19 protein-coding genes are annotated in these 24759 nt (G+C 41.3%); 11 read left to right on the top strand and 8 right to left on the bottom strand.

The annotated features are described in order from the left end of the window. Positions 1-54: 54 nt before the first annotated feature. The 7 genes from benC (at position 55) to pcaD (ending at position 6783) form a co-directional block, all read left to right on the top strand. Positions 55-1071: a benzoate 1,2-dioxygenase electron transfer component BenC gene (gene benC, locus ACE01T_RS06865; RefSeq protein WP_180042560.1), complete on the top strand. Its 1017-nt coding sequence runs from the start codon at positions 55-57 to the stop codon at positions 1069-1071. 13 nt (positions 1072-1084) lie between these two features. Beyond that, positions 1085-1870 carry a benzoate diol dehydrogenase BenD gene (gene benD, locus ACE01T_RS06860; RefSeq protein ID WP_180042561.1) on the top strand — a complete coding sequence of 262 codons (786 nt, stop codon included), beginning with the start codon at positions 1085-1087 and terminating at the stop codon, positions 1868-1870. A 56-nt stretch (positions 1871-1926) separates the two neighbouring features. Beyond that, positions 1927-3156 (top strand): benzoate/H(+) symporter BenE, encoded by a 1230-nt coding sequence (gene benE / locus ACE01T_RS06855; protein WP_180042562.1) that lies wholly within the window; start codon positions 1927-1929, stop codon positions 3154-3156. A gap of 20 nt (positions 3157-3176) precedes the next feature. Continuing rightward, a complete protein-coding gene (locus ACE01T_RS06850) occupies positions 3177-3848 on the top strand; it encodes a 3-oxoacid CoA-transferase subunit A (protein ID WP_180042563.1) in 672 nt (223 codons plus the stop codon). Positions 3849-3867: 19 nt separating this feature from the next. Further along, positions 3868-4524, top strand: coding sequence for a 3-oxoacid CoA-transferase subunit B (locus tag ACE01T_RS06845; RefSeq protein ID WP_180042564.1), 657 nt, complete (start codon positions 3868-3870; stop codon positions 4522-4524). Between the two features lie 183 nt (positions 4525-4707). Then, the gene (gene pcaF, locus ACE01T_RS06840; protein WP_395518993.1) at positions 4708-5910 is read left to right on the top strand and encodes a 3-oxoadipyl-CoA thiolase; all 1203 of its coding nucleotides are present in this window, start codon (positions 4708-4710) and stop codon (positions 5908-5910) included. 93 nt (positions 5911-6003) lie between these two features. Then, positions 6004-6783, top strand: a complete 780-nt coding sequence (gene pcaD, locus ACE01T_RS06835) for a 3-oxoadipate enol-lactonase (protein ID WP_086196949.1) — start codon at positions 6004-6006, stop codon at positions 6781-6783. A 71-nt stretch (positions 6784-6854) separates the two neighbouring features. On the opposite strand, the gene ACE01T_RS06830 is transcribed toward pcaD, so the two are convergent. Beyond that, positions 6855-7742, bottom strand: coding sequence for a DMT family transporter (locus tag ACE01T_RS06830; protein ID WP_180042566.1), 888 nt, complete (start codon positions 7740-7742; stop codon positions 6855-6857). A 577-nt stretch (positions 7743-8319) separates the two neighbouring features. Next, positions 8320-10518 carry an OsmC domain/YcaO domain-containing protein gene (locus ACE01T_RS06825; protein ID WP_180042567.1) on the bottom strand — a complete coding sequence of 733 codons (2199 nt, stop codon included), beginning with the start codon at positions 10516-10518 and terminating at the stop codon, positions 8320-8322. Between the two features lie 583 nt (positions 10519-11101). On the opposite strand from ACE01T_RS06825, the gene ACE01T_RS06820 reads away from it, so the two are divergent. From ACE01T_RS06820 to ACE01T_RS06810, 3 genes are all read left to right on the top strand, one after another. Continuing rightward, positions 11102-11542: a DUF2147 domain-containing protein gene (locus ACE01T_RS06820; protein ID WP_180042603.1), complete on the top strand. Its 441-nt coding sequence runs from the start codon at positions 11102-11104 to the stop codon at positions 11540-11542. A gap of 942 nt (positions 11543-12484) precedes the next feature. Then, the gene (gene otsB / locus ACE01T_RS06815) at positions 12485-13333 is read left to right on the top strand and encodes a trehalose-phosphatase (RefSeq protein ID WP_180042568.1); all 849 of its coding nucleotides are present in this window, start codon (positions 12485-12487) and stop codon (positions 13331-13333) included. After that, the gene (locus ACE01T_RS06810; protein ID WP_180174505.1) at positions 13321-14763 is read left to right on the top strand and encodes an alpha,alpha-trehalose-phosphate synthase (UDP-forming); all 1443 of its coding nucleotides are present in this window, start codon (positions 13321-13323) and stop codon (positions 14761-14763) included. Before otsB ends, ACE01T_RS06810 begins: the two co-directional genes overlap by 13 nt. A gap of 89 nt (positions 14764-14852) precedes the next feature. Here the strand turns inward: ACE01T_RS06810 and ACE01T_RS06805 are convergent, their stop codons facing one another. The 6 genes from ACE01T_RS06805 to ACE01T_RS06780 all read right to left on the bottom strand — a co-directional run bounded on the left by ACE01T_RS06805 (position 14853) and on the right by ACE01T_RS06780 (position 23463). Continuing rightward, the gene (locus ACE01T_RS06805) at positions 14853-16043 is read right to left on the bottom strand and encodes an MFS transporter (RefSeq protein WP_180042570.1); all 1191 of its coding nucleotides are present in this window, start codon (positions 16041-16043) and stop codon (positions 14853-14855) included. Between the two features lie 722 nt (positions 16044-16765). Continuing rightward, entirely contained in the window at positions 16766-17266 is a 501-nt protein-coding gene (locus ACE01T_RS06800) for a pyridoxamine 5'-phosphate oxidase family protein (RefSeq protein ID WP_166170009.1), read from the bottom strand. A gap of 953 nt (positions 17267-18219) precedes the next feature. Beyond that, positions 18220-18561, bottom strand: a complete 342-nt coding sequence (locus tag ACE01T_RS06795; RefSeq protein WP_180042571.1) for a hypothetical protein — start codon at positions 18559-18561, stop codon at positions 18220-18222. Positions 18562-18787: 226 nt separating this feature from the next. Further along, positions 18788-20287 (bottom strand): succinyl-CoA:acetate CoA-transferase ScpC, encoded by a 1500-nt coding sequence (scpC, locus tag ACE01T_RS06790; RefSeq protein ID WP_180042572.1) that lies wholly within the window; start codon positions 20285-20287, stop codon positions 18788-18790. 119 nt (positions 20288-20406) lie between these two features. After that, positions 20407-21576 carry a thiolase family protein gene (locus ACE01T_RS06785; protein ID WP_086197079.1) on the bottom strand — a complete coding sequence of 390 codons (1170 nt, stop codon included), beginning with the start codon at positions 21574-21576 and terminating at the stop codon, positions 20407-20409. 105 nt (positions 21577-21681) lie between these two features. Continuing rightward, positions 21682-23463 (bottom strand): acyl-CoA dehydrogenase C-terminal domain-containing protein, encoded by a 1782-nt coding sequence (locus ACE01T_RS06780; protein ID WP_086196959.1) that lies wholly within the window; start codon positions 23461-23463, stop codon positions 21682-21684. A 686-nt stretch (positions 23464-24149) separates the two neighbouring features. Here ACE01T_RS06780 and ACE01T_RS06775 point away from each other — a divergent pair. Beyond that, a complete protein-coding gene (locus ACE01T_RS06775; RefSeq protein ID WP_086196960.1) occupies positions 24150-24749 on the top strand; it encodes a TetR/AcrR family transcriptional regulator in 600 nt (199 codons plus the stop codon). Positions 24750-24759 lie beyond the last annotated feature (10 nt).

The following is a 24759-nucleotide window of genomic DNA, read 5'->3' as shown; positions in this document are numbered from 1 at the left end:
TGGAATGTTGGCCCGGGCCACCTGATGTTTTAACTCATTTGTAGGATACTTGCCATGTCAAACCATAATGTTGCACTTCAATTTGAAGATGGCGTAACGCGTTTTATTACTGTTGTTGACGGTGAAACTCTTTCTGACGCAGCATATCGCCAAAAGATCAATATTCCGCTAGATTGCCGTGATGGTGCATGTGGTACGTGTCGTGCATTTTGTGAATCAGGCACTTATGATATGCCGGAAGAAACTTATATCGAAGATGCTTTAACACCTGAAGAAGCGGCTGAAGGCTATGTACTGGCTTGCCAGTGCCACCCGACGTCTGATGCTGTATTCCAGATTCAGGCAACTTCTGATGTTTGTAAAACTCAAATTCATACTTATCAAGGTACTCTAACTTCTGTTGAGAACCTCTCTGAATCAACGATTACTTTTGAAATCGAACTTGACGCTGCTGAGCTAGAAATTAATTTCCTGGCAGGCCAATATGTCAATGTCGGTATTCCTGGTACATCTGAAACCCGCTCTTACTCTTTCAGCTCTAAACCGGGTGACCGTAAAACCGGTTTCGTTGTTCGTAACGTTCCGAACGGCAAAATGAGCAGCTTCCTGAGCCAAACGGCTAAAGTGGGCGACAAAATGACTTTTACAGGTCCTTTCGGTAGCTTCTATTTACGTAATGTTGCACGCCCTGTCGTGATGCTGGCAGGTGGTACAGGTATTGCACCATTCTTGTCCATGTTATCCGTTCTGGAAGAAAAAGGTTCAGAACAGCCTGTACGTCTGGTATTTGGTGTAACTAACGACTTTGACCTGGTTGCATTAGAGCGCCTTAACGAACTTCAGGCGAAATTACCATGGTTCGAATACCGTACCGTTGTGGCAAACCCGGAATCTGCACATGAGCGTAAAGGTTATGTCACAGGCCATATTGATAATGAATGGTTAAACGGTGGTGACGTAGACATCTACTTATGTGGTCCAGTCCTTATGGTCGAAGCGGTTCGTGGCTGGTTAGAAGCTGAAGGTGTTAAACCAGCAAACTTCCTGTTCGAAAAATTCTCTGCAAACTAAGTTGGAGAATCAAATGAATCGCGCAAAAAGATTTGAAAACAAAGTTGTGATCGTGACAGGTGCCGCTCAAGGCATCGGTCGCGGTGTAGCGCTACAAGTGGCTAGCGAAGGTGCTCAAGTTGTTCTAGCAGATATATCTGATTACGTCGATGAGACATTAGCGGAAATTGAAGCACAAGAAGGTGATGCAATTATCGTCAAGGCTAACCTGGAAACCTTTGCAGGTGCAGAATCTGTGGTTGCCCAAGCAATTGAGACCTATGGCCGTGTTGATGTGCTCATCAACAACGTCGGTGGTGCCATCTGGATGAAACCCTTTGAAGAATTTTCTGAAGAAGAAATTATCAAGGAAGTGAATCGTTCACTGTTTCCAACCATGTGGTGCTGCCGCGCAGTGTTGCCTGAAATGATCAAGAATCAGCAAGGTACCATTGTCAACGTCTCTTCAATTGCAACACGTGGTATTAACCGTGTGCCTTATTCGGCTTCAAAAGGTGGTGTGAATGGTTTAACCGCTTCCCTCGCCTTTGAACATGCCAAAGATGGTATTCGTGTCAATGCGGTGGCAACTGGTGGAACAGAAGCCCCTCCACGTAAAGTACCGCGCAATGCCAACCCACTGACTGAATCTGAAAAAGAATGGATGCAGCAAGTGGTTGATCAAACCATTGACCGTACCTTCCTGGGACGCTATGGCACGATTCAGGAACAAGTCAATGCCATCACTTTCCTGGCATCTGACGAATCCTCTTATATGACAGGAACGGTAGTTCCTGTTGGTGGTGGTGATCAGGGCTAATCCTGATTATAGGCGTGGTACAGGATCATTGATTTATCAGCATGGAGGCAGTAGCAATGACGACCCTGTTTAAAAGCTTAAAAGATGACTGGTCTGTGTCAGCAACGGTTGCAGGATTTCTAGCCGTGCTGATTTCCTATTCCGGGCCGTTGATCATCTTTTTCCAGGCGGCACAAAAAGCCAACGTTGACCCCAGCATGATGATTTCATGGATCTGGGGCATCTCCATTGGTGCAGCAGTTGCAGGGATTTTTTTATCAATCAAGTACAAAGTCCCGGTCATCACTGCCTGGTCAGCGCCCGGCACGGCATTGTTGGTCACGCTCTTCCCCAATATTTCATTAAATGAAGCGGTCGCTGCCTATATCACGGCTGCTTTGGTGATTCTTTTTATTGGTTTGACAGGCTATTTCGACAAGCTGTTGAAATGGATTCCCCAATCCATTGCAGCGGGCATGATGGCCGGAATTTTATTTCAATTTGGCTTGGGACTGTTCACTGCTACAAACAGCATGCCTTTGATCGTGTTTGGCATGCTACTGGTTTTTTTAGTATCCAAGCGCGTAAGTCCACGCTACAGCATGGTTTGGGTACTGTTTGCAGGAGTTTTACTCAGTTTAATCCTCGGCAAAATGAATCCAGTCACTGTCGATTTCAGTCTTGCCATTCCGCAGTGGATTAACCCTGAATGGTCAATCAATGGCATGCTGAATCTGGCGATTCCACTAATCTTGGTCAGCCTTAGCGGGCAGTTTTTGCCTGGCATGGCAATTATGAAACTCAGTGGTTATGACACACCTGCAAAACCGATTATCACTACCACCAGTATTGCATCGCTTGCTGTGGCTTGCGTGGGTGGCATCACCATTGTTTTGGCATCTATTACCGCTGCTTTGTGTATGGGTAAGGATGCACATGAACTTAAAGATAAACGGTATATCGCAGGAATCGCCAATGGTGTGTTTTACATTTTAGGCGGTTTATTTGCCGGCAGTATTGTCATGCTGTTCAGCCTGCTGCCGAAAGAACTGGTGGCAGCGCTTGCAGGCCTTGCCCTATTGGGTGCCATTGCCACCAATGTTTCAGTGGCCATGAAAGATGAAAGCGAACGTGATGCAGCCTTAATCACTTTTTTAGCTACGGCATCCGGTATGCATTTCCTCGGATTGAGTTCGGTGTTTTGGGGCATTTGTATCGGTCTCGTCGCCCATCTTTTATTAAGCAAACCCAAAACAGGTCCCGCAGTGTCCAACACTGTTTCCCTCTCCCAAACTGAAACTAAATAATTTTAGCGTTAGGAACGATTATGATCGATAAAAGCGTGGCTTCATTAACGGAAGTCCTCTCTCAAATTAAAGATGGTTCGACCATCATGATTGGCGGTTTTGGTACAGCGGGTCAGCCGGCAGAGCTAATCGATGGCCTGATTGAGCTTGGCATCAAAGATCTGGCTATTGTAAATAACAACGCTGGTAATGGCGATTACGGCCTGGCCAAACTTTTAAAGACCGGTGCTGTGCGCAAGATCATCTGTTCTTTCCCGCGTCAGTCTGACTCTTGGGTGTTTGACGAACTTTACCGTGCCGGCAAAATCGAACTGGAACTGGTTCCTCAAGGTAACCTGGCTTGCCGTATTCAAGCTGCTGGTATGGGCTTGGGTCCAATCTATACACCTACAGGTTTCGGAACATTGCTGGCTGAAGGCAAACCGACCCTGAACTATGAAGGCAAAGACTTCGTTTTAGAAAACCCGATCAAGGCGGATTTTGCCTTAATCAAGGCGCATAAAGGCGACCGTTGGGGCAACCTGGTGTACCGTAAATCTGCGCGTAACTTCGGTCCGATCATGGCCATGGCTGCTGATGTGACTATTGCTCAGGTTGCTGAAGTGGTTGAACTGGGTGCACTGGATCCTGAACACATCATCACCCCGGGAATTTTTGTTCAACACGTTGTTCAAGTTAAACCTGCACAATAATCGGTATCGGAGAGAAACCATGAGCTATAGCAAACTGACCCGTGACCAGATCGCTGAACGTGTGGCACAAGATATTCCTGATGGCGCCTATGTCAACCTCGGCATTGGCTTACCCACCAAAATTTCCAGCTACCTGCCTTCAGACAAAGACGTATTCTTGCACTCTGAAAATGGCCTGTTGGCTTTCGGTCCTCCTCCTGCTGAAGAAGACCGTGATCCTGAACTGATCAATGCTGGTAAAGAATTTGTGACTTTACTTGAAGGTGGTGCCTTCTTTCATCACGGTGATTCATTCGCCATGATGCGTGGTGGTCACCTGGACATCGCCGTACTCGGTGCTTTCCAGGTCGCAGAAAATGGTGACTTGGCTAACTGGCATACTGGTGCACCGGATGCGATTCCTGCGGTAGGCGGTGCAATGGACTTAGCCGTTGGTGCGAAAAAAGTATTCATTACCACCGATCATGTGACTAAAAAAGGCGAGCCAAAAATCGTCGCTGAGTTGGCTTACCCTGCGACTGGCCTGAAATGTGTCGACCGGATCTATACCGATTTGTGTGTGATTGATGTAACAAGCGACGGCATGAAAGTGATTGAGAAAGTCGAAGGTCTGTCATTTGAAGAATTGCAGTCGATGACCAGTGCCAAACTGATTGATGCGACTCAATCAAATTAAGGGGAAGTCCCTCCTTTCTTGCACTTAGTTTTTAAAGCAGTGCTTTAAAACATGTTCAGGAGGGATTTAGGGAGGATTTGAGGAATAAAACTACTTCATTAAATCCCTCCCTTGCGAAGCAATGCTTCTCACCCTTTAAAAAAGGGAGAAGTTTTCTTCTTTTAAATATGTGAGAAATACACAATGAAAAATGCCTATATCGTAGATGCCATCCGTACCCCATTCGGCCGTTATGCCGGTGGACTGGCTCCTGTTCGTACCGATGACTTGGGTGCACTTCCAATCAAAGCTTTAATGGAACGCAATCCATCGGTGAACTGGGAACAGGTTGATGACGTGATTTATGGCTGTGCCAACCAGGCCGGTGAAGATAACCGTAACGTGGGGCGTATGTCCTCCCTGCTTGCAGGCCTGCCTTACCAGGTTCCAGCAACGACGATTAACCGTCTTTGCGGTTCATCCCTGGATGCCATTGCTATGGCTGCGCGCACCATCAAAGCGGGCGAAGCTGAACTGATTATTGCCGGCGGTGTCGAGTCAATGAGTCGTGCGCCATTTGTGATGGGTAAATCTGAATCTGCCTATGGTCGTAGTCAAAAAATTGAAGACACCACCATGGGCTGGCGTTTCATTAACCCGAAACTGAAAGAAATGTACGGCGTAGAAACCATGCCGCAAACTGCTGAAAACCTGGCGGAACAGTTCAATATTAACCGTGCAGATCAGGACCAGTTTGCTTTAACCAGCCAGCAACGTACTGCTGCTGCACAAGCACGTGGTTTCTTTGCCAAAGAAATTATTCCTGTGGTGATTCCTCAACGTAAAGGCGATGCTGTTGTAGTGGATAAAGACGAACATCCACGTGCAACAACACCAGAAGCTTTGGCAAAACTCAAGCCAGTCGTGAAAGCCGATGGTACCGTAACTGCAGGTAATGCTTCCGGGATCAATGATGGTGCGGCTGCCCTATTAATTGCATCTGACGAAGCAGTTGCTCAACACGGCTTAAAACCACGTGCCAAAATTATTGGCTCAACCGTCGTGGGTGTTGAACCACGCATTATGGGCTTTGGTCCTGCACCTGCCATCAAGAAATTATTGGCACAAACAGGTTTGACTATTGAACAGATGGACGTGATTGAACTGAATGAGGCTTTTGCAGCACAAGCTTTGGCATGTACCCGTGACTTGGGCATTGAAGATGGTTCAGAGAAAGTCAATCCAAACGGTGGTGCGATTGCTTTGGGTCATCCACTCGGTGCATCTGGCGCACGTCTTGTGACGACTGCACTCAACCAGCTTGAACAGACTGGCGGTAAATACGCTCTTTGCTCAATGTGTATTGGTGTCGGTCAAGGCATCGCTTTGATTATTGAACGTGTCTAACAGACTATTAAAAATATAAACCTCCTCCCTGAATGTAGATTCAAAGTACTGCTTTGAATCAAATGCAAGAAAGGGAGGTCGGGAGGGATTTTAATGCCAACTTTTACATCTAACGATGCCCAGATCAATTACCAGACTTTTGGTGATGCAGCCAACCCAGCCTTGATTTTTTCTAATTCACTCGGCACCAATTATGGGATGTGGCAAAAACAATTTAATCACTTCAAACAGGATTATTTTGTGATTTGCTATGACACCCGTGGTCATGGGGCTTCATCTGCGCCACAAGGTCCTTATAGCCTTGATCAACTGGGTCAAGATGTTATCAACCTGCTTGATCATTTAAAAATTGAAAAAGCTGCATTCTGCGGTATTTCAATGGGTGGTTTAACCGGTCAATGGCTCGCTATTCATTATCCACAACGCTTTAGCCACGTGATTGTCTGCAACACCGCAGCCAAAATTGGTCAGGAACAGGCCTGGAATGAGCGTGCCGCATTGGTACGTGAACAAGGCCTACAACCAATCGCTTCTACCGCAGCATCACGCTGGTTTACCGAACCCTTTATCCAAAGCAACCCAACAGTAGTTGAAAATCTTCAAAACGACTTGGAAGCTGGCAGCAGCGAAGGTTATGCAAGCTGTTGTGAAGCTTTGGCTAAAGCGGATTTACGTGAACAGCTGAAAGATATTCCTGTGCCGGTACTGGTAATAGCAGGTCAGCAAGATCCGGTAACTACAGTGGCTGATGGTCAGTTCATGCAAGAACGTATTGCCCATAGTCAGCTGTTTGAAATCAATGCCTCGCATATTTCCAATGTAGAGCAACCTGAAGCCTTTAATCAGGCGGTGCAAAAATTTATTGCAGCTTAAAAAAGCACAGAGCAAGAGTAAAAAAGCCACTTTTCGAAGTGGCTTTTTATCTTTTCCATCTTTTTCTCGCATCAGGCCCAGATCACTAAAATTGCAGCAATCACCACCAAGACCAATCCCCAATGTTCCGAGCGGGCCAATTTATCTTTAAAAAAATACGCCGAGATCAGCATACTAAACAGAATCTCGATTTGGCCTAAGGTTTTCACCACCGGTACACTCATCATGCTCATGGCAGTAAACCAGCCGAGCGATGCCATAAAACTGCACACACTTACCTTAAAAGTTAGGCCCAGACGTTGCCACATGGCAATTAAAGTACGGCGACTAAACAGCCCCAGATAAAGCAGCATACTGATACACTGGAAACTGATCACCAGCAGTAATACCCATCCTGCACGGTGTAAATTTGGTAAATTTGTGAGCTCTAAACTGGCTTCTCGTACCAGTAGTGAAGTAATGGCAAAACTTAAACCGCTTCCGATGCCAATAGCCAGTGTTTTGGCTGAGAACCCTGCTATCTGCTGGCCTTTACTCAGCAAAAATACCGCATAACCACCCAGTGCCACCCCAATCCAGGCCAGAAAGGACAAATGGTCAGCCAGAAAAGTTACGCCAATAATCGCGGCCAGTATCGCTTCACTTTTAGCCAGCCCTACCCCAATCGCGTAATTTTTTTGCTTAAACAGCTGTACCATCAATGCAGTGGCTAAAATCTGGCTAGAAGCTGCAATCACAATGTAGACCCAGAACTTTGGCGTGAAGTGGACGATATTTTCAACCGGCTTGAAATAATACAGACTGCCGAGGTAAAGAGCAGCAAATGGCAATCCAAAAATAAACCGAGCCAGCGTGACTCCCCAGACATCGACTGTAGTACTCAGCTGTTTTTGAAAGGCATTACGCCAGGCCTGCATAAATGCTGCCATTAAAGTGAAGAAAATCCAGCTTACTGCCATATGCCTAACGCCAGTACAACAAAAGTGAACTCATTCTATGCTCTAGTCGAAGGCATGACTAATTAAAAATGGGATGGGCTTTGATAGCGCAAAGTTTGGCTTGATACCCTGAACCATAAAAAAATATTAAGCACTGGCTATTTTTAGTTTCAAAAAAATAATCTTAAACAGCTTATCAGGCTTATAGTTAATACTAATAATTTCATATATTTACTTACTTTTTACAGCCTTTATAGGCTGCTAAAATTTTATTTGCAGCGGCTTAACACTTTCAATTCGAGGACTTCATTTAGACTTGAAACATGACTTGAAAATATAAGGATGAATCTGTATTTAGTAGATAAAAGTTGCTTATGATGATCTGAAATCAACCCAAAGGATAAATATTTTGTTAGAGACCAGGAATACTACCAATGGTTCATCTACACCTCTCTATCCCATAAAAGTTAATTTAAAAAAACATCAGGAAATAATTGAAGCGGTTTTCAAAATAAAAAACGGCTTATTCATTATGAACAAACCGTTTTCTTGCTTATATTCGCATTAGAGGAAAACCTGAGTCCTCCTCAATAAGAGTTTACTTTGACAAAGTTTTGCCCCGTGCTGCATGCAGTTTTTTGTAGCTATCGATCAGACGTAAATGACGGTCCAAACCTTCAAGCTTCATGCTGGTTTCAGTTAAACCATAGAAGCGGATACTGCCGTCCATCGAGCCGATCACCGCATCCATACGCTCATCACCAAACATACGGCGGAAATTGGCTTCGTAATCATTCAGATCCATGTCATCGTTAAGTTCTACTTCGAGCACTACATTCATACACTGATAGAACAAGCCACGCTCAACGGTATTGGTATTGTATTGCAGGAAAGTTTCCACCAGCTCTTTGGCTTCTTCAAACTCTTGCAAAGCTATATAAATCAGCAGTTTTAATTCCAGAATGGTGAGCTGGCCCCATACCGTATTGTCGTCAAACTCGATACCAATCAAGGTACTAATTTCAGTGTAATCATCTACTTCAACATCTTCTAGACGTTCAACCAGAGCGACCAGCTGGTCTTCATCCAAACGGTGCAAGTTAAGGATATCTTCACGGAACAATAAGGCTTTGTTGGTGTTATCCCAGATTAAATCTTCAACCAGATAAATTTCCGAATAACCCGGTACTAAAATACGGCAAGCGGTTGCACCTAAATGCTCGTACACGGCCATGTACACTTCCTTGCCCATATCTTCCAGAATGCCGAACAACATTGCCGCTTCTTCAGCATTGGAGTTTTGACCTTGGTTGGTAAAGTCCCACTCTACAAACGCGTAGTCAGACTGGGTACTAAAGAAACGCCATGACACGACACCGCTGGAATCAATAAAGTGCTCGACAAAGTTATTCGGCTCGGTTACCGCGTTACTGCTGAATGTCGGTTTAGGCAGATCATTCAGGCCTTCAAAACTGCGACCTTGGAGCAGTTCAGTCAAACTCCGTTCCAAAGCGACTTCAAAGTTCGGATGTGCACCAAAAGAGGCAAATACACCACCGGTACGTGGGTTCATCAAAGTCACACACATTACCGGATACTGGCCGCCTAAAGACGCATCTTTAACCAGTACCGGAAAGCCTTGCTCTTCCAGACCTTTGATCCCTTCAACAATTTTTGGATATTTTGCCAGTACATGTTCAGGCACATCCGGAAGTGCAAGCTCACCTTCTAAAATTTCGCGTTTAACGGCACGTTCAAAAATTTCAGATAAACACTGGACCTGGGCTTCGGCCAAGGTATTCCCCGCACTCATACCATTGGAAAGATACAGGTTTTCGATCAGGTTGGATGGGAAATAAACTGTTTCACCATCAGAATGACGCACAAATGGCAATGAACAGATACCACGCGCAGTATTGCCCGAGTTGGTATCATACAAATGTGTGCCGAGCAGTTCATCTTCAGGGTTATAAATTTCTAAAGTGTATTCATCCAGAATTTCTTTTGGCAATTCCCCATTTGGACCTGGCTGGAACCATTTTTCATCCGGGTAATGCACAAATTCAGCATTGGCAATTTCTTGCCCCCAGAACTGGTCGTTATAGAAGAAATTACAGTTCAATCGTTCAATGAATTCGCCCAAAGCGGAAGCCAAAGCACTTTCTTTGGTCGAACCTTTACCGTTGGTAAAGCACATCGGCGATTGTGCATCACGAATATGTAAAGACCACACATTCGGTACAATGTTGCGCCATGATGCGATTTCAATCTTCATGCCCAGATTCGCCATAATGCCGGACATATTGGCGATGGTTTCTTCTAATGGCAGGTCTTTACCCGGAATATAAGTACTGCTTTCCGAAGTCAAGCTCGGCATCAGCAAAGCTTGAGCATCGGCATCAATACTTTCCACTTCTTCGATTACGAATTCCGGACCAGTTTGAATCACTTTCTTTACCGTACAGCGATCAATGGAGCGCAAAATACCTTGGCGGTCTTTTTCGGAAATATCAGCCGGTAATTCAACCTGAATTTTAAAAATCTGCTTGTAACGGTTTTCCGGGTCGACAATATTGTTTTGCGACAAACGGATATTATCGGTTGGAATGTCACGCGCTGCACAGTACACCTTTACAAAGTAAGCGGCACATAATGCAGATGATGCGAGAAAATAGTCGAAGGGACCCGGCGCTGAACCGTCACCTTTATAGCGGATGGGTTGATCGGCGATTACCGTGAAATCATCGAACTTGGCTTCTTGTCGAAGGTTGTCAAGATAATTGACCTTAATTTCCATGCGAGCACCTAAATATTCTTATGTGTCAGTGCAACACATAAAAACCAGAAAATAAAATATAAGCCGAATTACAGATAAGAAACTGACTTAAAAAATAGTGTGACTAGCGTCATTCGTATAACAAAGCAAACGACTGACCCTAGAAATGATGGACGGTATTATAGAGGGATTTTGCCTGATTGATAACTTTTGTCTGCTGTTGTCGCCTATTCATTAGAAATGCTTAAAATAGGACAACTTAGATCTGGCAGTATCAAGACAATATTTCCAGACACTTTACTAAATATGTAGGTCTTACTCAGGTATAAGTCACGACTAGACATCATGTGGAGCTTCATCATGAATTGTGAAATAAAGTAAATTTCAATCAAATTATGTAGAAAAAGAAAATAAAAATTACACTGAATTAAAGGGTTCCACACATAAGCTCATAAAAATTTCCACAATAGATACCAAATCTTTTAATAAGATTTTAGCTACAAACTGCAAACCTGCATTTTGTGCCTGTTAGAAGTCTGAACTCGAACTACGACTTCAAGCATTTCTACAAAAAAGGTTTACTCAAATCAGTTGAGGTCAAATGATGATAAAAACAACGCTAAGCATAATCGGACTGTCGCTCGTTTCCACACTGGCTCTGGCTGCCGACCCCTTACATGGAAGCAAATGGAAAACGATTGATGATGTGACCAAGAAACCCTTATCTGTGGTTCAATTTACTGAAACATCGAAGGGTGTGCTTTCAGCAAAGATTGTAGATGTATTGGAAGGCACTGAAGGAGAAAAATGTACCAAGTGTAAGGGTAAATTTTATAATAAACCGCTTCAAGGCGTACAGATCGTATCTGGACTGAAAAAAGCGGGGAACAATAGCTATGATGGCGGAAAAATTACCGATCCTAAAAATGGTAAAACTTATAGCTTTAATGCCAAACTCTCTGAAGATGGCAAAACTTTAAATGGTCGAGGCTACATTGGTATATCTGCCCTTGGTCGAAGCCAGACTTGGGTACGTATCCATTAACAACATCAGATTGAATCAATTAAAAGCGACTTTAATCAGTCGCTTTTAATTGCTATAAGAATTTTTAACTTCAAAAAAACCGCCATGGATTTCATAAAAAAATTCTTTTAACTTCTCGAACTGGGTGTTCTTATGAAAATAAGGACGCATAAGTAAAAAATTATAAATTTGTTCCAGAGTACATAATTCATTTTGCATATTCATGCTTATCCACCTATATAAATATTTTTAGATTGATTTAACCAAATTACAAATTAAATTCTATAACAATATTTTTTATAAAGTAATTATGGTTAAATTTTCTACAAACTAAAGAAATTAATAAATCATTTTTTGCTTACAAGGATAATCGATAACAATAAGGCTTATACTTCCTCCTTAAAAAAGGATAATAATTTTCAATTCAAATTTATAATCAAGAAGATGACGTTATTAATCTTTTTAAATATCATTTCAAGATCATGTCTAATAAACACTCCAAGTGAATATCCACTTGAATTATAAATGCAATATTTTTTCATAGAAAAAATATTGCATTGTGACAAATATACGTCAATGTACATTCGTGTAATCAAAGTTATATAAAATGTAACCATGTTATACAAAAATATTTAATTAGCAAGTTTAATACCTTATTTTTTAACTATATATTCATTAAATATCAATAATTACAATTTATTTTTTGGCTGATTTTGCAAGTATTTTTAATCGGATTTTAAATGTAAAAAAATACTTGGAATGAGACTTTATCTACATTCTAACACCTTAAAATCTATATTTTTTTAATCTCACTCAGGTACATATTTCAAATTAGACAAAAATAAAATAAGCATAAACTATGTAAAATTTATTTATTCTATGTAGCTTTAATAATATTTTTATCCCTCAATTATTTTTTTAATGATATTTATGAATGAATCAAATAACTAATAGGCAGTAAATATGTGTGACTCAAGTTCTTATTATCACTCCGATCAACATTATGCTCATAACTTGCTACAATTTATAATTCCTTATTTATCCCGAGATAAAAAGTATTGTTTATTTCTGGATATTGATGGAACAATCTCAGAATTTCATCCTGATCCCTCTCAAAGTTTTATTTCATTCACCACCTTAAATACTTTACAGCAGTTAAGTCATTTGAATGTTTTGATCATCTTTCTTACCGGTCGTTCAGTCAAGGTTGCCTCAAAACTCCTGTTTCCTTTAAAAATGCCCATAGCAGGTACGCATGGCCTGGAAATAAAAATCGATGACGACACTCAATTCAGTATTGCTACAAATGCAATTCATTTTTCTTCATTACAAGACGATATTCTAAAACGCTGTCAGCCCTATCCTCAATTGTTGATTGAAAACAAAACCTATTCTGTTGCCATACATTATCGTCAACATCCTGAACTTGCTGATATTGCAAAACAAATTACTGAAGAAACTCTAGAAACCTACCCAGAACTGAAAATAAATGAAGGGAAATATGTATTTGAATTGCTCCCTCAACAGGCAGATAAGGGACAAGCGATTCAAACGATGTTGGAGTATTTAAATCTTAATGATGTATTCGCTATTTTCATTGGGGATGACAAAACCGACGAATCTGGCTTCAAAGTTATCAATCAGTTAGAAGGTATCAGTATAAAAGTTGGACCAGAACCTACCCAGGCGCATTACCGACTAAAAAATATTGAAGATGTTACTGATTTTCTTGATTTATTTTCACAATTCTTAGAAGAACATTGTTTGAGACTGTCTCAAGTATCAGAGGGAGAAAAAGCATGTCTAGATTAATCGTATTATCGAACCGTGTCAGTTTACCCAATCCCGATAAATCTACCGCTGGGGGATTAGCCGTGGCCTTGCAAGATGCACTTGCTGATATTGGTGGAATCTGGCTAGGTTGGAATGGTGAAAAAATCGCCAACCATCAAGAGCCGCTCTTTAATCAAACTGAATATAAAGATGTGGAATACGTTACATGTCCTTTAACTGAAGAGCAGTACCAAAACTATTACTGTGATTTTGCCAATAATACTTTATGGCCAGCAATGCATGATCGCGCCGATTTAATTGAATACCAAGCTCAGCAATACACGACCTATCAACAGGTTAATCAGCTATTCGCCAGACAGCTCAAACAAATGGCCGAGCCCGACGATTTGATCTGGGTACATGATTACCATTTTTTAAGTGTGGCGCGTTATTGTCGGGAAATGGGCATGAAAAATAGAATTGGATTTTTCCTGCATATTCCCTTTGCTGGCCTAAAGATCTGGAATTTAATTCCTACCGCACAATCATTGATTCAAGACCTTTGCCAGTATGATGTTGTGGGTTTACAAACTGAACATGACCAGCAGCAATGTATGCAAGTGTGCAGTCATTATCTGGCTACTCAGCCTATCAATACTCACATGTTGAGCTTTAATCATCATCAGGTCACTGTGCAATGTTATCCGATTGGGGTTAACCCCGAACTGATACAAAAAGTCGCCGAGCAAAAAGATGAAAATACTTCCACTATATTTGAATTTGAGAGTCTAAGTGATCAGCAAACCATTATTAGTGTCGATCGCATTGATTATTCCAAAGGGTTAATCGAACGGTTTAATGCCCTGGAAGCATTTTTACAGAGCAATCCTGAATACCATAAGCATCTTACCGACATACAAATTGCCTGTCCCTGCCGTATGGAAATTGCCGCGTATAAAGATTTATTTGAGCATTTACAGTCCAAGGTGGATTTGATTAATCAGGAATTTTCTCAAGATGACTGGTTACCGATTAACTGCACCCATGCCACCATTTCACATGATGTATTAATGAAAATTTATCGGCAAGCCAATATTTGCTGGGTAAATTCTTTGCGTGACGGGATGAATCTGGTAGCCAAAGAGTTTATCGCGGCCCAGGACCCGGAAAATCCGGGAGTACTAATTCTTTCAAAATATACCGGTGCAGCAGCACAGATGTCTGAAGCATTAATGGTCGATCCTGAAAATTGCAGCAGCATGATTCATGCATTAAAAAAAGCCTTAACCATGGCAAAATCGGAACGTTTGGAACGTTATCAGCAATTAATGAATGGCTTAAAAAGTTTTGATATCAATGACTGGCGTAATGCATTTTTAGCCGATCTGAAAGGCGCTGAAAAAGTGAATATCCTCCCCTCATTGACTAAAAAAATCTTGTCAGAAAATTGCGAATTATTAAGTATTTAAAACAAGAATTTTATATTTTTTAGTGATAAAAAACGAGCATATCAACTCTTGAATATGCTCGTTCTATTTTAATAAATTAAATCAAGATATTAAGAAGCTTTGACCTGAGTAAAACGGTTTAAAAAAGCAATGGTTAAAAGCAAAGTCGCAATAAACCCAAAGACGACAGACAAGCCCATCATTTCACTGCTAATCCCAACCAAAGCAGGTCCCAATAAAGAGCCTGTATACGCCATGGTAGAGACACATGACAATGCGGCTGCTTTAGACATGACACTTTGACGGCCCACACGTGAAAACATCACCGGAACAATATTCGAACAACCCCAGCCCAGTAAAGCATAGCCTAATAAAACCACAATCCAGTGTGGAGCAACCACCACCGTAAACAGTCCAAGCGCTGCACAAACTGCACTGTAGATGATGATATTTTTTTCACCCAGAGCCTTAATTAAATAATGACCTGCAAAACGCCCCGAAGTCATGGCAATTGCAAAGCAGGTATACGCCAGACCAGCTAAAGCAGGTTTTACGCCGTATTCATTGATCAGATAAATTCCGCTCCAATCCATTGCCGAACCTTCTGAAAGAAAAGCAATAAAACACACCAGACCCATTAAAATGATTAACGGACTGGGGAATTTTTTGGTCTTGCTTTCAACTTCAGTAGTATCGTTTTTTGCTTCCTTTTCAATGACCGCTAAACTGTTAGGCACAGCCATGACGCTCAAAACCATCAATAAAAGACAAATTGCCAAAGCACTCATCAAGGGGCTCACACCCGCTGCAAGTAAGGCAGTAACAGTCATGACTCCGGCCAGACCACCTAAACTACACATGCCATGAAACTGCGACATCATGCTTTTGGCACTGTTTTTTTCCACAATCACAGCTTGTAAATTAATTGCCACACCCAGGCTACCCGCAGCTGTACCAAACAGGAACAAAGCAATGGCCATGATCAAAATACTACTGCTTAAGGCAAAGGTGGGTAAAACCATGAGCAACAATAAAACGGCTACGGAAATAATGGCACGACACCCCACTTTCTGGATCAGTAAACCTGTTGCAGGCATTGCCAGCATGGAACCTGCACCGATACATAGCAATAAGGTACCAAAATCGGCATGATTCAAATGAAGTCGCTGCTGTGCATAAGGAATCAGCGGAGCCCATGCTGCTGTACTGAGACCTAAACTAAAGAAGCTCAGTAATGTAGATAAGCGCTGTGCAGAGTGCTGAGTTGCATGATCCAGATGTGCTGTTTTAGTTAAAAACATATGTGTGCCACCACAAGAAATAGGTTTTTTGGCCGTCCCTTTCAGGATAATTTCCAGAGAAAAACCCCGGAAGAATTATAGATATTTTCTATAAATCAACCAGGGTTTTAATTTGGCGAAATTATACACAAAAAAAGAGCAAATCAAGCCGATTTTTTAGGAGTTTTAAAAAATATTTTGTAACTGCTGCAAATATCTAATCTCTTTAGGTAAAAGAACAACAAATAATTTAAAACTTCAATTATTTTAAAATAAATTAATATAAAACAATATTTTATGTTTTTTAAAATTTCCACTAAATAATCATATCATTGAAATAATTATAAAAATTTTCTCAAGATTATCTGATCTTTTCCATCGAAGATTTTTATGGCAATTATTTAGAGGAAAAGCCAAATTTAAAATGGTTATTCATTAATATTTTTATAAGATATATGACTAACTACAGAAATCTGCCAAAGATTCAATATTTTTTTTTCATAGCAGACCTCTACCTCAGTGCATGAGGCTAGCTTTAGTTCGTTTTTCAGCAATCCTGTCGAGTCATTTTTATGAGGAAGTGGCTCTATTTCAACTTTCCTTTGAAAAGTAAAATGATCATTCAACTATCTCGATGACCCGATAAAAAAGCCCTATAGTTTTACGCTACAGAGCCGGTTTTTAAACTTCAAGATTTTATTTATTTTTAGAATAATGATCTTCAATGAGACAATCTTAACCTTCTACAGATTCATTTTTTTATGCTCTGCATGGGGCTCATCCGTTTTACCGGTAAGACTTCCTTTCATCACCTTAAACAGTTGGGTCATTTTATTGTCTGTGACATTCCAATACTCGGCACTGACGGCTTCCGCAACCAGAACCCGTACACTCGGATCATCTCTTCCTTCGAACCAGTTTTCAGCCGATGAGTTCCACAGTTCATCAATCAGGGCTGAGTTTGTACTGATATGTGCATGTGCACTAATTGACACATAAATGCTATCTGAAGGTTTAGCGAAGGACAATCCAATCTGATTACGTCCAGATTCAATCGCATTCACCAGATCATTGGTATTTTTCAAAATAAAGTAAAGGTTCTGGCTTTCATTCATGCGTTCAGAATTAAGCATAGTCATGGGTTGTGCATGGATTTCCTGGGATTCAGTACTATGACTGATCATTGAAAATCGTATCTCTTTAATCAGTTCCCATAATTTTTCACGATCTTGATTATCTGTCATCATTATTCTCCTGCAATAGACCTAATAAATAAACTCTCTAATTTTGTGCTTAACTTCTGTTCAAGATTAATTATATTTTCCAGTTTTAATATCCTATCTAACTGATTTTATACATTTGCATAATAAAAGCTGTTAGCAATGATCAAAAGAATTAACGAAGACCAATTCTGTTACATTCAGCTGGAAAGGTTTTCAGATTCTTGAGATAAATAAGAATAAAAATGAGATATAGGCAAAAAGAAGCCCCTTGTAACTCACTCGGGGCCGTTTGAAACTTGCTTTAAACTAAGTTTGGTTTAGTTATTGATGTCTTTTATTTTATAGTGTATGTACAGTTTTTTATACATACTGAATTAACCGATACTTGTTGTTGAGTGATCAAATGAATGGCTCTCCTCTATAAATATGGTGATTTAAATACAGCAGGAACTATGCCAAAAAATAAAATGAATGATTTCTGAAAAATAAAAAATCCCAGATAAAAAGATGAGACATTTTAGTAGAATCAACCCGTTTTTGAACTCAATGTTCATATCTTGGTATTAGGCTGTTGCACCAAATTGTTCCCTTAGTTTTTGGTCTTACAAATTTTTGACCTGATCCGGTTCATTAAAGGTCACACGGTAATTTTGACGATGGTTTGGCCAAAAATCTGTAATTGTAAAATGTTGGATTAAACGGTTACCCTCAAGACAATGCCATTTTTCTCCCAGTGATGGCTATAAGTATATTACAGCACCTGCCCTGTTTTTCACCGTTTCCCCTTTCTCAATAACATAGGCATCATTGTTATTGCCATCGTTGATCAGTATTCAGCGCATGAAATAGATGAAATTCGAGCGAACGTAGAATATTTCATTAAAGATTTTGAAGCCTTATTAATTTTTTTCAGCTAAAAAATGTCATGAATCATTCATATTCATGACATCTTCTGTAGACGTAGGTGTATATGATTATTTTGCTTTCTTATAGACCGAGCCTGAACCCACCAGATTGCCGGTTTTCTCATCAATCGCAAAATCAACCATAGCCGCACCAGCATTGACCTCAAGAAAACCATTCTTGCCCACTGAGGCAGGTACAGGATTTTTCTTTTCAGTTTTACCCGTCGCTTTATCTTTAATAGTATTGGTAATGAAATAATTGTCACCATTCTTGGAAATGACTAGGATATTTTCCAGTTTTGGATTTTCCAGGGTGTTTTTCCAGTTCCCCTGATAATCCGGTGCTTCAGTAGTACAAGCAGTTAACAACAGTGCTAATGAGATTCCTGAAAAATATTGAAGATATCTCAAAACTTAAGACCTTGAATGTTACGACGCGGTCATTATAAAAAGAACCCTCTGAGGGTTAAGCGAGATCTTGTAGGCAAAGCGTTTCAGCCGTAATGAGTCTGTCTTGTCTTCGTCATTTTTTTGAAAACTCTCTCCACATTTCATTCATAAAAACTTAATTTAGAATTAGATTAGAAATTAAAAAACCCATCATAAGATGGGTTTTGTTTTATACATTTAGCTATCTTTATGCAGTTTTATGCATGTTTCCAGTCTCTTCAAATGTTGCATGCCAAGACAAGGCTTCTTCAAGAAGATGTGGGGTTTGTCCACCATGCTGGCAAGCACGTTCAAAATAATCATTCAGTTCATCGCGATAATCAGGATGCGCACATAAATCGATAATCTTGCGGGCACGCTCACGCGGAGCCAGACCGCGTAAATCTGCCAGACCGTTTTCTGTCACCAAAATATCAACATCATGATCGGTATGGTCAGTATGGCTAACCATTGGAACTACAGATGAAATAGCCCCACCTTTGGCGACCGATTTGGTCACAAAAATTGCTATATGGGCATGCCGGGTAAAATCACCTGAACCACCGATACCATTCATCATTTTAGTGCCGGTGACATGGGTAGAATTGACGTTTCCGTAAATATCAAACTCCAGTGCGGTATTGATGGCAATAATCCCCAAACGGCGAATGATTTCAGGATTATTGGAAATTTCCTGCGGACGCAGCACAATCTTGTCTTTGTATTGTTCAAAATTCTGCATCACATGTTGTGCACAAGAATCTGACAAGGTCATTGAACAACCTGAAGCAAAGGTCATTTTACCTGAATCAATCAACTCAAAGGTACAGTCCTGTAACACTTCCGAATACATTTCCAAGTCATGAAAATTGGAATGTTCAAAACCTGAAAAAACCGCATTGGCAATCGAACCGACTCCAGACTGTAATGGGCCCAGATTTTCCGGTAAACGTCCAGCTGCCACTTCGCCTTCAAAGAACTGAATCAGATGTTTGGCAATAGCCAAAGTATCCTCATCCGGTTCATCCATGTTAAAAGAGGTATCAGGAATGTCATTCAGCACAATCGCTGAAATTTTTTCCGGACTGACCTGAATTCCTACGGTACCAATCCGGTCACCCACATGAATCAACGGAATCGGTGCGCGGTTCGGACGGGCTTTCGGTACATAAATGTCATGTACGCCTTCCAGCACCGGATTAATGGTATTGTCAATTTCGACAATCACATGATCTGCCATTTCCACAAAGTTGGCCGAGTTACCGCATGAACCGGTTGGAATAATCTGCCCATCTTCAGTAATCGCCGTTGCTGCAATCACCGCGACATTAATCGACGGCAAGTTGTGATGACGGATGTTATCGGCCATTTCAGACAAATGCTGATCGATATACATCACCTCACCAGCATTGATGGATTTACGCAGACCGGGATCAGCCTGATAAGGATAACGGCGCTCAATTGCATGAGCTTCATTTAAACGGCCATCAATTTTATTGCCCAGGCTGGCACCTGTCGCCAGGGTAATTTTCAAGGGATGCTCTTTGGCATGTTCAGCCAGCGCCAACGGTACTGCTTTTGCCTCACCTGCACCACCAAAACCACTTAAACCGACTACAGCACCGTCTTGAATCAATTTAATCGCTTGTTCAGCAGACATAACTTTGTCGCGAAGGGAGACTAAGCGAATGCGATCTAAACCATTCATAATAAAAATCTCAAAAATAAACATATTGTTTTTCACCATCCCGGCGTGCTGGAATGGTGGTTGTTATTGCTTATTAAATTCTAATTCGTTACTTATCGCTCTACGCTGATAGAGACTTTTTAGATCAGCTCGACTGCAACAGCAGTTGCTTCACCACCACCAATACATAAACTGGCAATGCCTTTTTTACCACCGGTACGTTTTAGGGCATGTACTAAAGTCACGATAATACGTGAACCTGATGAACCGAGTGGATGACCCAATGCACAAGCACCACCATTGATATTCACTTTTGCTTCATCCAGATTGAACGCATCTATCGCAGCCATCGCCACCATGGCAAATGCTTCATTGATTTCCCAAAGATCAACCTCCTGAGCATTCCAGCCGGCTTTTTTCAATACTTTTTCAATCGCACCGACTGGTGCAATACTGAATTCTGTAGGATGTTGTGAGTTGGAGCCATAAGCGACAATTTTTGCCAGTGGTTTTAAGCCCCGTTGCGCCGCAATTTCCTCTGAAGTCAGCACTAAAGCCGATGCACCATCTGAAATCGAACTGGAATTGGCGGCAGTAATGGTGCCATCTTTTTTAAATGCAGGACGTAAAGTTGGAATTTTATCGGCCTTGGCATTCAGCGGTTGTTCGTCTTGCTCAACAACTACATCACCTTTACGTGAAGACACGGTTACAGGCACGATTTCTTCTTTAAAATAACCATTGTTGATGGCAGTGACCGCTTTATTCAACGAGCTGATTGCAAAGGCATCTTGCTGTTCGCGGGTATAACCTTTTTTATCTGCCATTTCTTGTGCAAGAATACCCATAGAAAGACCGGTTTCAGCATCTTCCAGACCTTCCTGAAACATATGATCGGTGATTTTGCCATGTCCCATACGATAACCGGAACGCGCCTTGTCCAGTAGATATGGTGCATTACTCATCGATTCCATACCGCCTGCAACTACAATTTCAGCAGAACCGGCTTTAATAGCATCAGCAGCCTGCATCACCGCTTTCATGCCTGAACCACAAATTTTATTAATAGTAGTTGCACCCGTACTGTCAGGTAAACCTGCCTGACGCATGGCTTGGCGTGCCGGACCCTGTTTTAAACCGGCCGGAAGTACACAGCCAAAAATTACTTCATTAATATCTGTGGGTTGCAAGCCCGAACGCGCTATAGCTTCTTTAATAGCTGCTGCACCTAAATCTGGTGCTGTACATGGAGACAGTGCTCCTTGGAAGCCACCCATTGCTGTACGAACACCATTTACAATAACAATCATTTTTTCCATCCTAATTTATCAATCTTGTTGTGTGACATGAGCTATACCTTCAGCTCATGTCATTTCCATCTTTATTAAACCCTGTATTAAAGCATCGTGCCAAACTTAAGATTGGGCAGTAAAGTATTCCTCTGGTAACTGCATCACTACATCGGGACCGGCTTGAATACGTTGTACACGTGCAGCCAGGTCAGGTAAAACTTTGGCTACATAATACTGCGCTAACACCAGTTTGTTCTGGAAGAACGCTTCCGCTTTTGGTTGAGCGGCCTGGCTAATACGCGCATACATATAGACAAAACTGAGTAATCCCACTACATGCAAGTAATCCACTGCTACAGCATTAGATAACTCTGGCGCCGTTTTTGCCTGATCCACAATGAAAGCGGTAATGTCTTCAACCTGTGTACACACATTTAATGTAGCGGCTTTAATTGGCAAGGCATCATCTAAAGCTTGTGCAAACTCACGAATTTCCACAATGTATTCAGCAAGGTATGCACCACCGCATTTGATGGTCTTACGGCCAATCAGGTCAATCGCCTGAACGCCGTTGGTGCCTTCGTAAATTTGGGAAATACGCAAGTCACGAATACATTGTTCCATGCCCCATTCACGAATATAACCGTGACCACCAAACACCATTTGTGCTTCCAGGCTTGAATCAAGTGCCTTGTCGGTTAGATAAGCTTTTGCAATTGGGGTAAGCAATGCAACACGGTCATTCGCTTTACGTACTGCTTCTGCATCGGTGGAGTATTTGGTAATGTCGAGCTGTTGTCCCACATAAACCGCAAAAGCACGTGATGCTTCATTGTTGGCACGAGCATTCAGCAACATACGACGCACATCGCCATGCACTAAAATAGAATCGGCTGGTTTTTCAGGCGCTTTTGCACCGGTTGCCGAACGGCCCTGCAAACGGTCTGTGGCATATTGTGCAGCATTCTGGTAGGCAAACTCAGCCGCGCCAATCCCTTGGATCCCCATAGATAAGCGTTCGTAGTTCATCATCACGAACATGGCCGCCAGACCTTCATTTTCCTTACCCACGATATAACCTTTGGCACCATCAAAGTTCATCACGCAAGTCGCAGATCCCTTAATCCCCATCTTATGTTCGATAGAACCGGCAGATACGGCATTACGTTCACCCACCGATCCATCTGCATTGACATGGAATTTCGGCACGATGAATAAGGAAATACCACGTGAGCCAGCTGGTGCATTGGGTGTTTTTGCCAGAACTAGGTGAATGATGTTTTCAGACAGGTCGTGTTCACCACTGGTAATAAAGATTTTTGTACCGGTAATATTGAAAGAGCCATCTTCATTCGGTTCTGCTTTGGTTTTGATCAGTCCGAGATCTGTACCAGAATGCGGTTCTGTCAGACACATGGTACCTGACCATTCACCAGTGTAGAATTTTGGTAGATAAGTCTCTTTTTGTTCTTGGGAAGCACGGTCATTAATCGCCATACCTGCACCCACAGTCAGTAATGGGTAGAGCATAAATGAGGGGTTCGTACTCCAGATCATTTCATCAGCCAGTACCGTCAGCATTTTAGGCATGCCCTGACCGCCCCATTCTTCAGGTGCCCCCAGACCTACCCAGCCACCTTCGGCAAACTGTTTAAATGCTTCTTTAAAACCTTTAGGTGTAGTCACCACGCCATTATTAAACTGTGCGCCGCCTTCTTCATCACTGCTGCGGTTTAGATCAAGGATGACGTTTTTAGAAAACTTGGCCATTTCCTCTAAAATCGCATTCGCCGTTGCCATATCTAAATGAGCGAGGTTTTCATTACCCTGCCAGAATTCATCTGCCTTAAATACATCATTTAAAATAAATTCCATGTCTTTAAGGGGTGCGTTATAAATAGGCATATTGCTTTCCTTATGTGAAGACTTCGCATTAAAAATAGTGAAGTGCTTTTTAAAGTTGTAAGAACCTATACTGAAATAACGGATTTATTCTCACATACATCTCTCTAAGTAAAATTTGACCATTCGCGCAGTTTGCAACATCCATGAAGAAAAAAATGAATGTAGCGAGAATCAGGTTTAAAAACTTTACTCATCAGCTCGAGTGCTCAGAATCATTTCATCATTACTATTATGAGCAACGAATAAAACATGGTTTCTGTAAATCACTTTAAACTGAACCACTCACCATCAAGCCTAAGCTTAAATATGTGAATGAAATACGGTTAAATCAGCATATCTGCTCTTTGCGTTTTATGGGTTAATCCCTTTTTTCAACGCAAAAAGACAATAAAATAATTATGCGGTAATTGGAATTTTATTGATGATTATTGACCTCTCAGGTTCTCACTGATTGACTTTTATTTTGTGCTATGCAATTGCAAATCTAAGCTGATTTAATGTGCTTCGTTAACCATCAGTTTATATTGCCTCTCTTGCATTAAAACAAAAAAGTGCTTTTTATTTTCTTATGCTAAAAACAAAGCAGTGCTTTGTTTTTAGCTCATATCAGACATTAGTTGGGTTGTCATAGGCTTGATATCGGTATATTTTAAATTGGCTTTTTTTATGTCTTTCTGGGACTTGCGATGAATACGGTACGCCAACAAAATTTTCAATTACGCAAAGAGAAAATTTTAGCCATGGCAGAAACACTGTTGCTGGATAATAATCAGGACATTACCCTGGCAGAACTTGCGTGTGAGCTGGATATTGCCAAAGGGACCATTTATAAACATTTTAAAAGCAAGAATCAGCTCTATTTAGAACTGATCATCTTGAATGAAAAAAGATTATTGGAAATTTCAAAAAAATATAAAAATAATATTAAAACCTATGTTTCACAGTACATGCTCTACAACATGTTAAATTCCAACCGGACCATTTTATTGCATGTGATTGAAGAACGCTTAACCAATAATGAACGCAAGCTGAAAGAATTATTTGAACAGCTTTATCGGGTACGTGAAGAGCGGATTATTGAAATTAAGGACATGACCGACGAATATCTAAAATCCTTCAATAGTGCCATGTCGATTCGCGACTATTTGTCTTATATCTGGACGGTCACCTATGGTGCTTCCTTGTTGCTCAATTCAACCCATTACCAGAAAGCCATTGGTTCACGTGAACGCCTGATTAAACTGTATATTAACCAGGCCTTAATGACCCCGGATAAAATTTCTTGATGTCCGGGTT

It is taken from the genome of Acinetobacter uliginosus (assembly GCF_044130295.1).
Classification (GTDB): Bacteria; Pseudomonadota; Gammaproteobacteria; order Pseudomonadales; family Moraxellaceae; genus Acinetobacter.
This window is presented reverse-complemented; position numbering and strand designations above follow the sequence as displayed.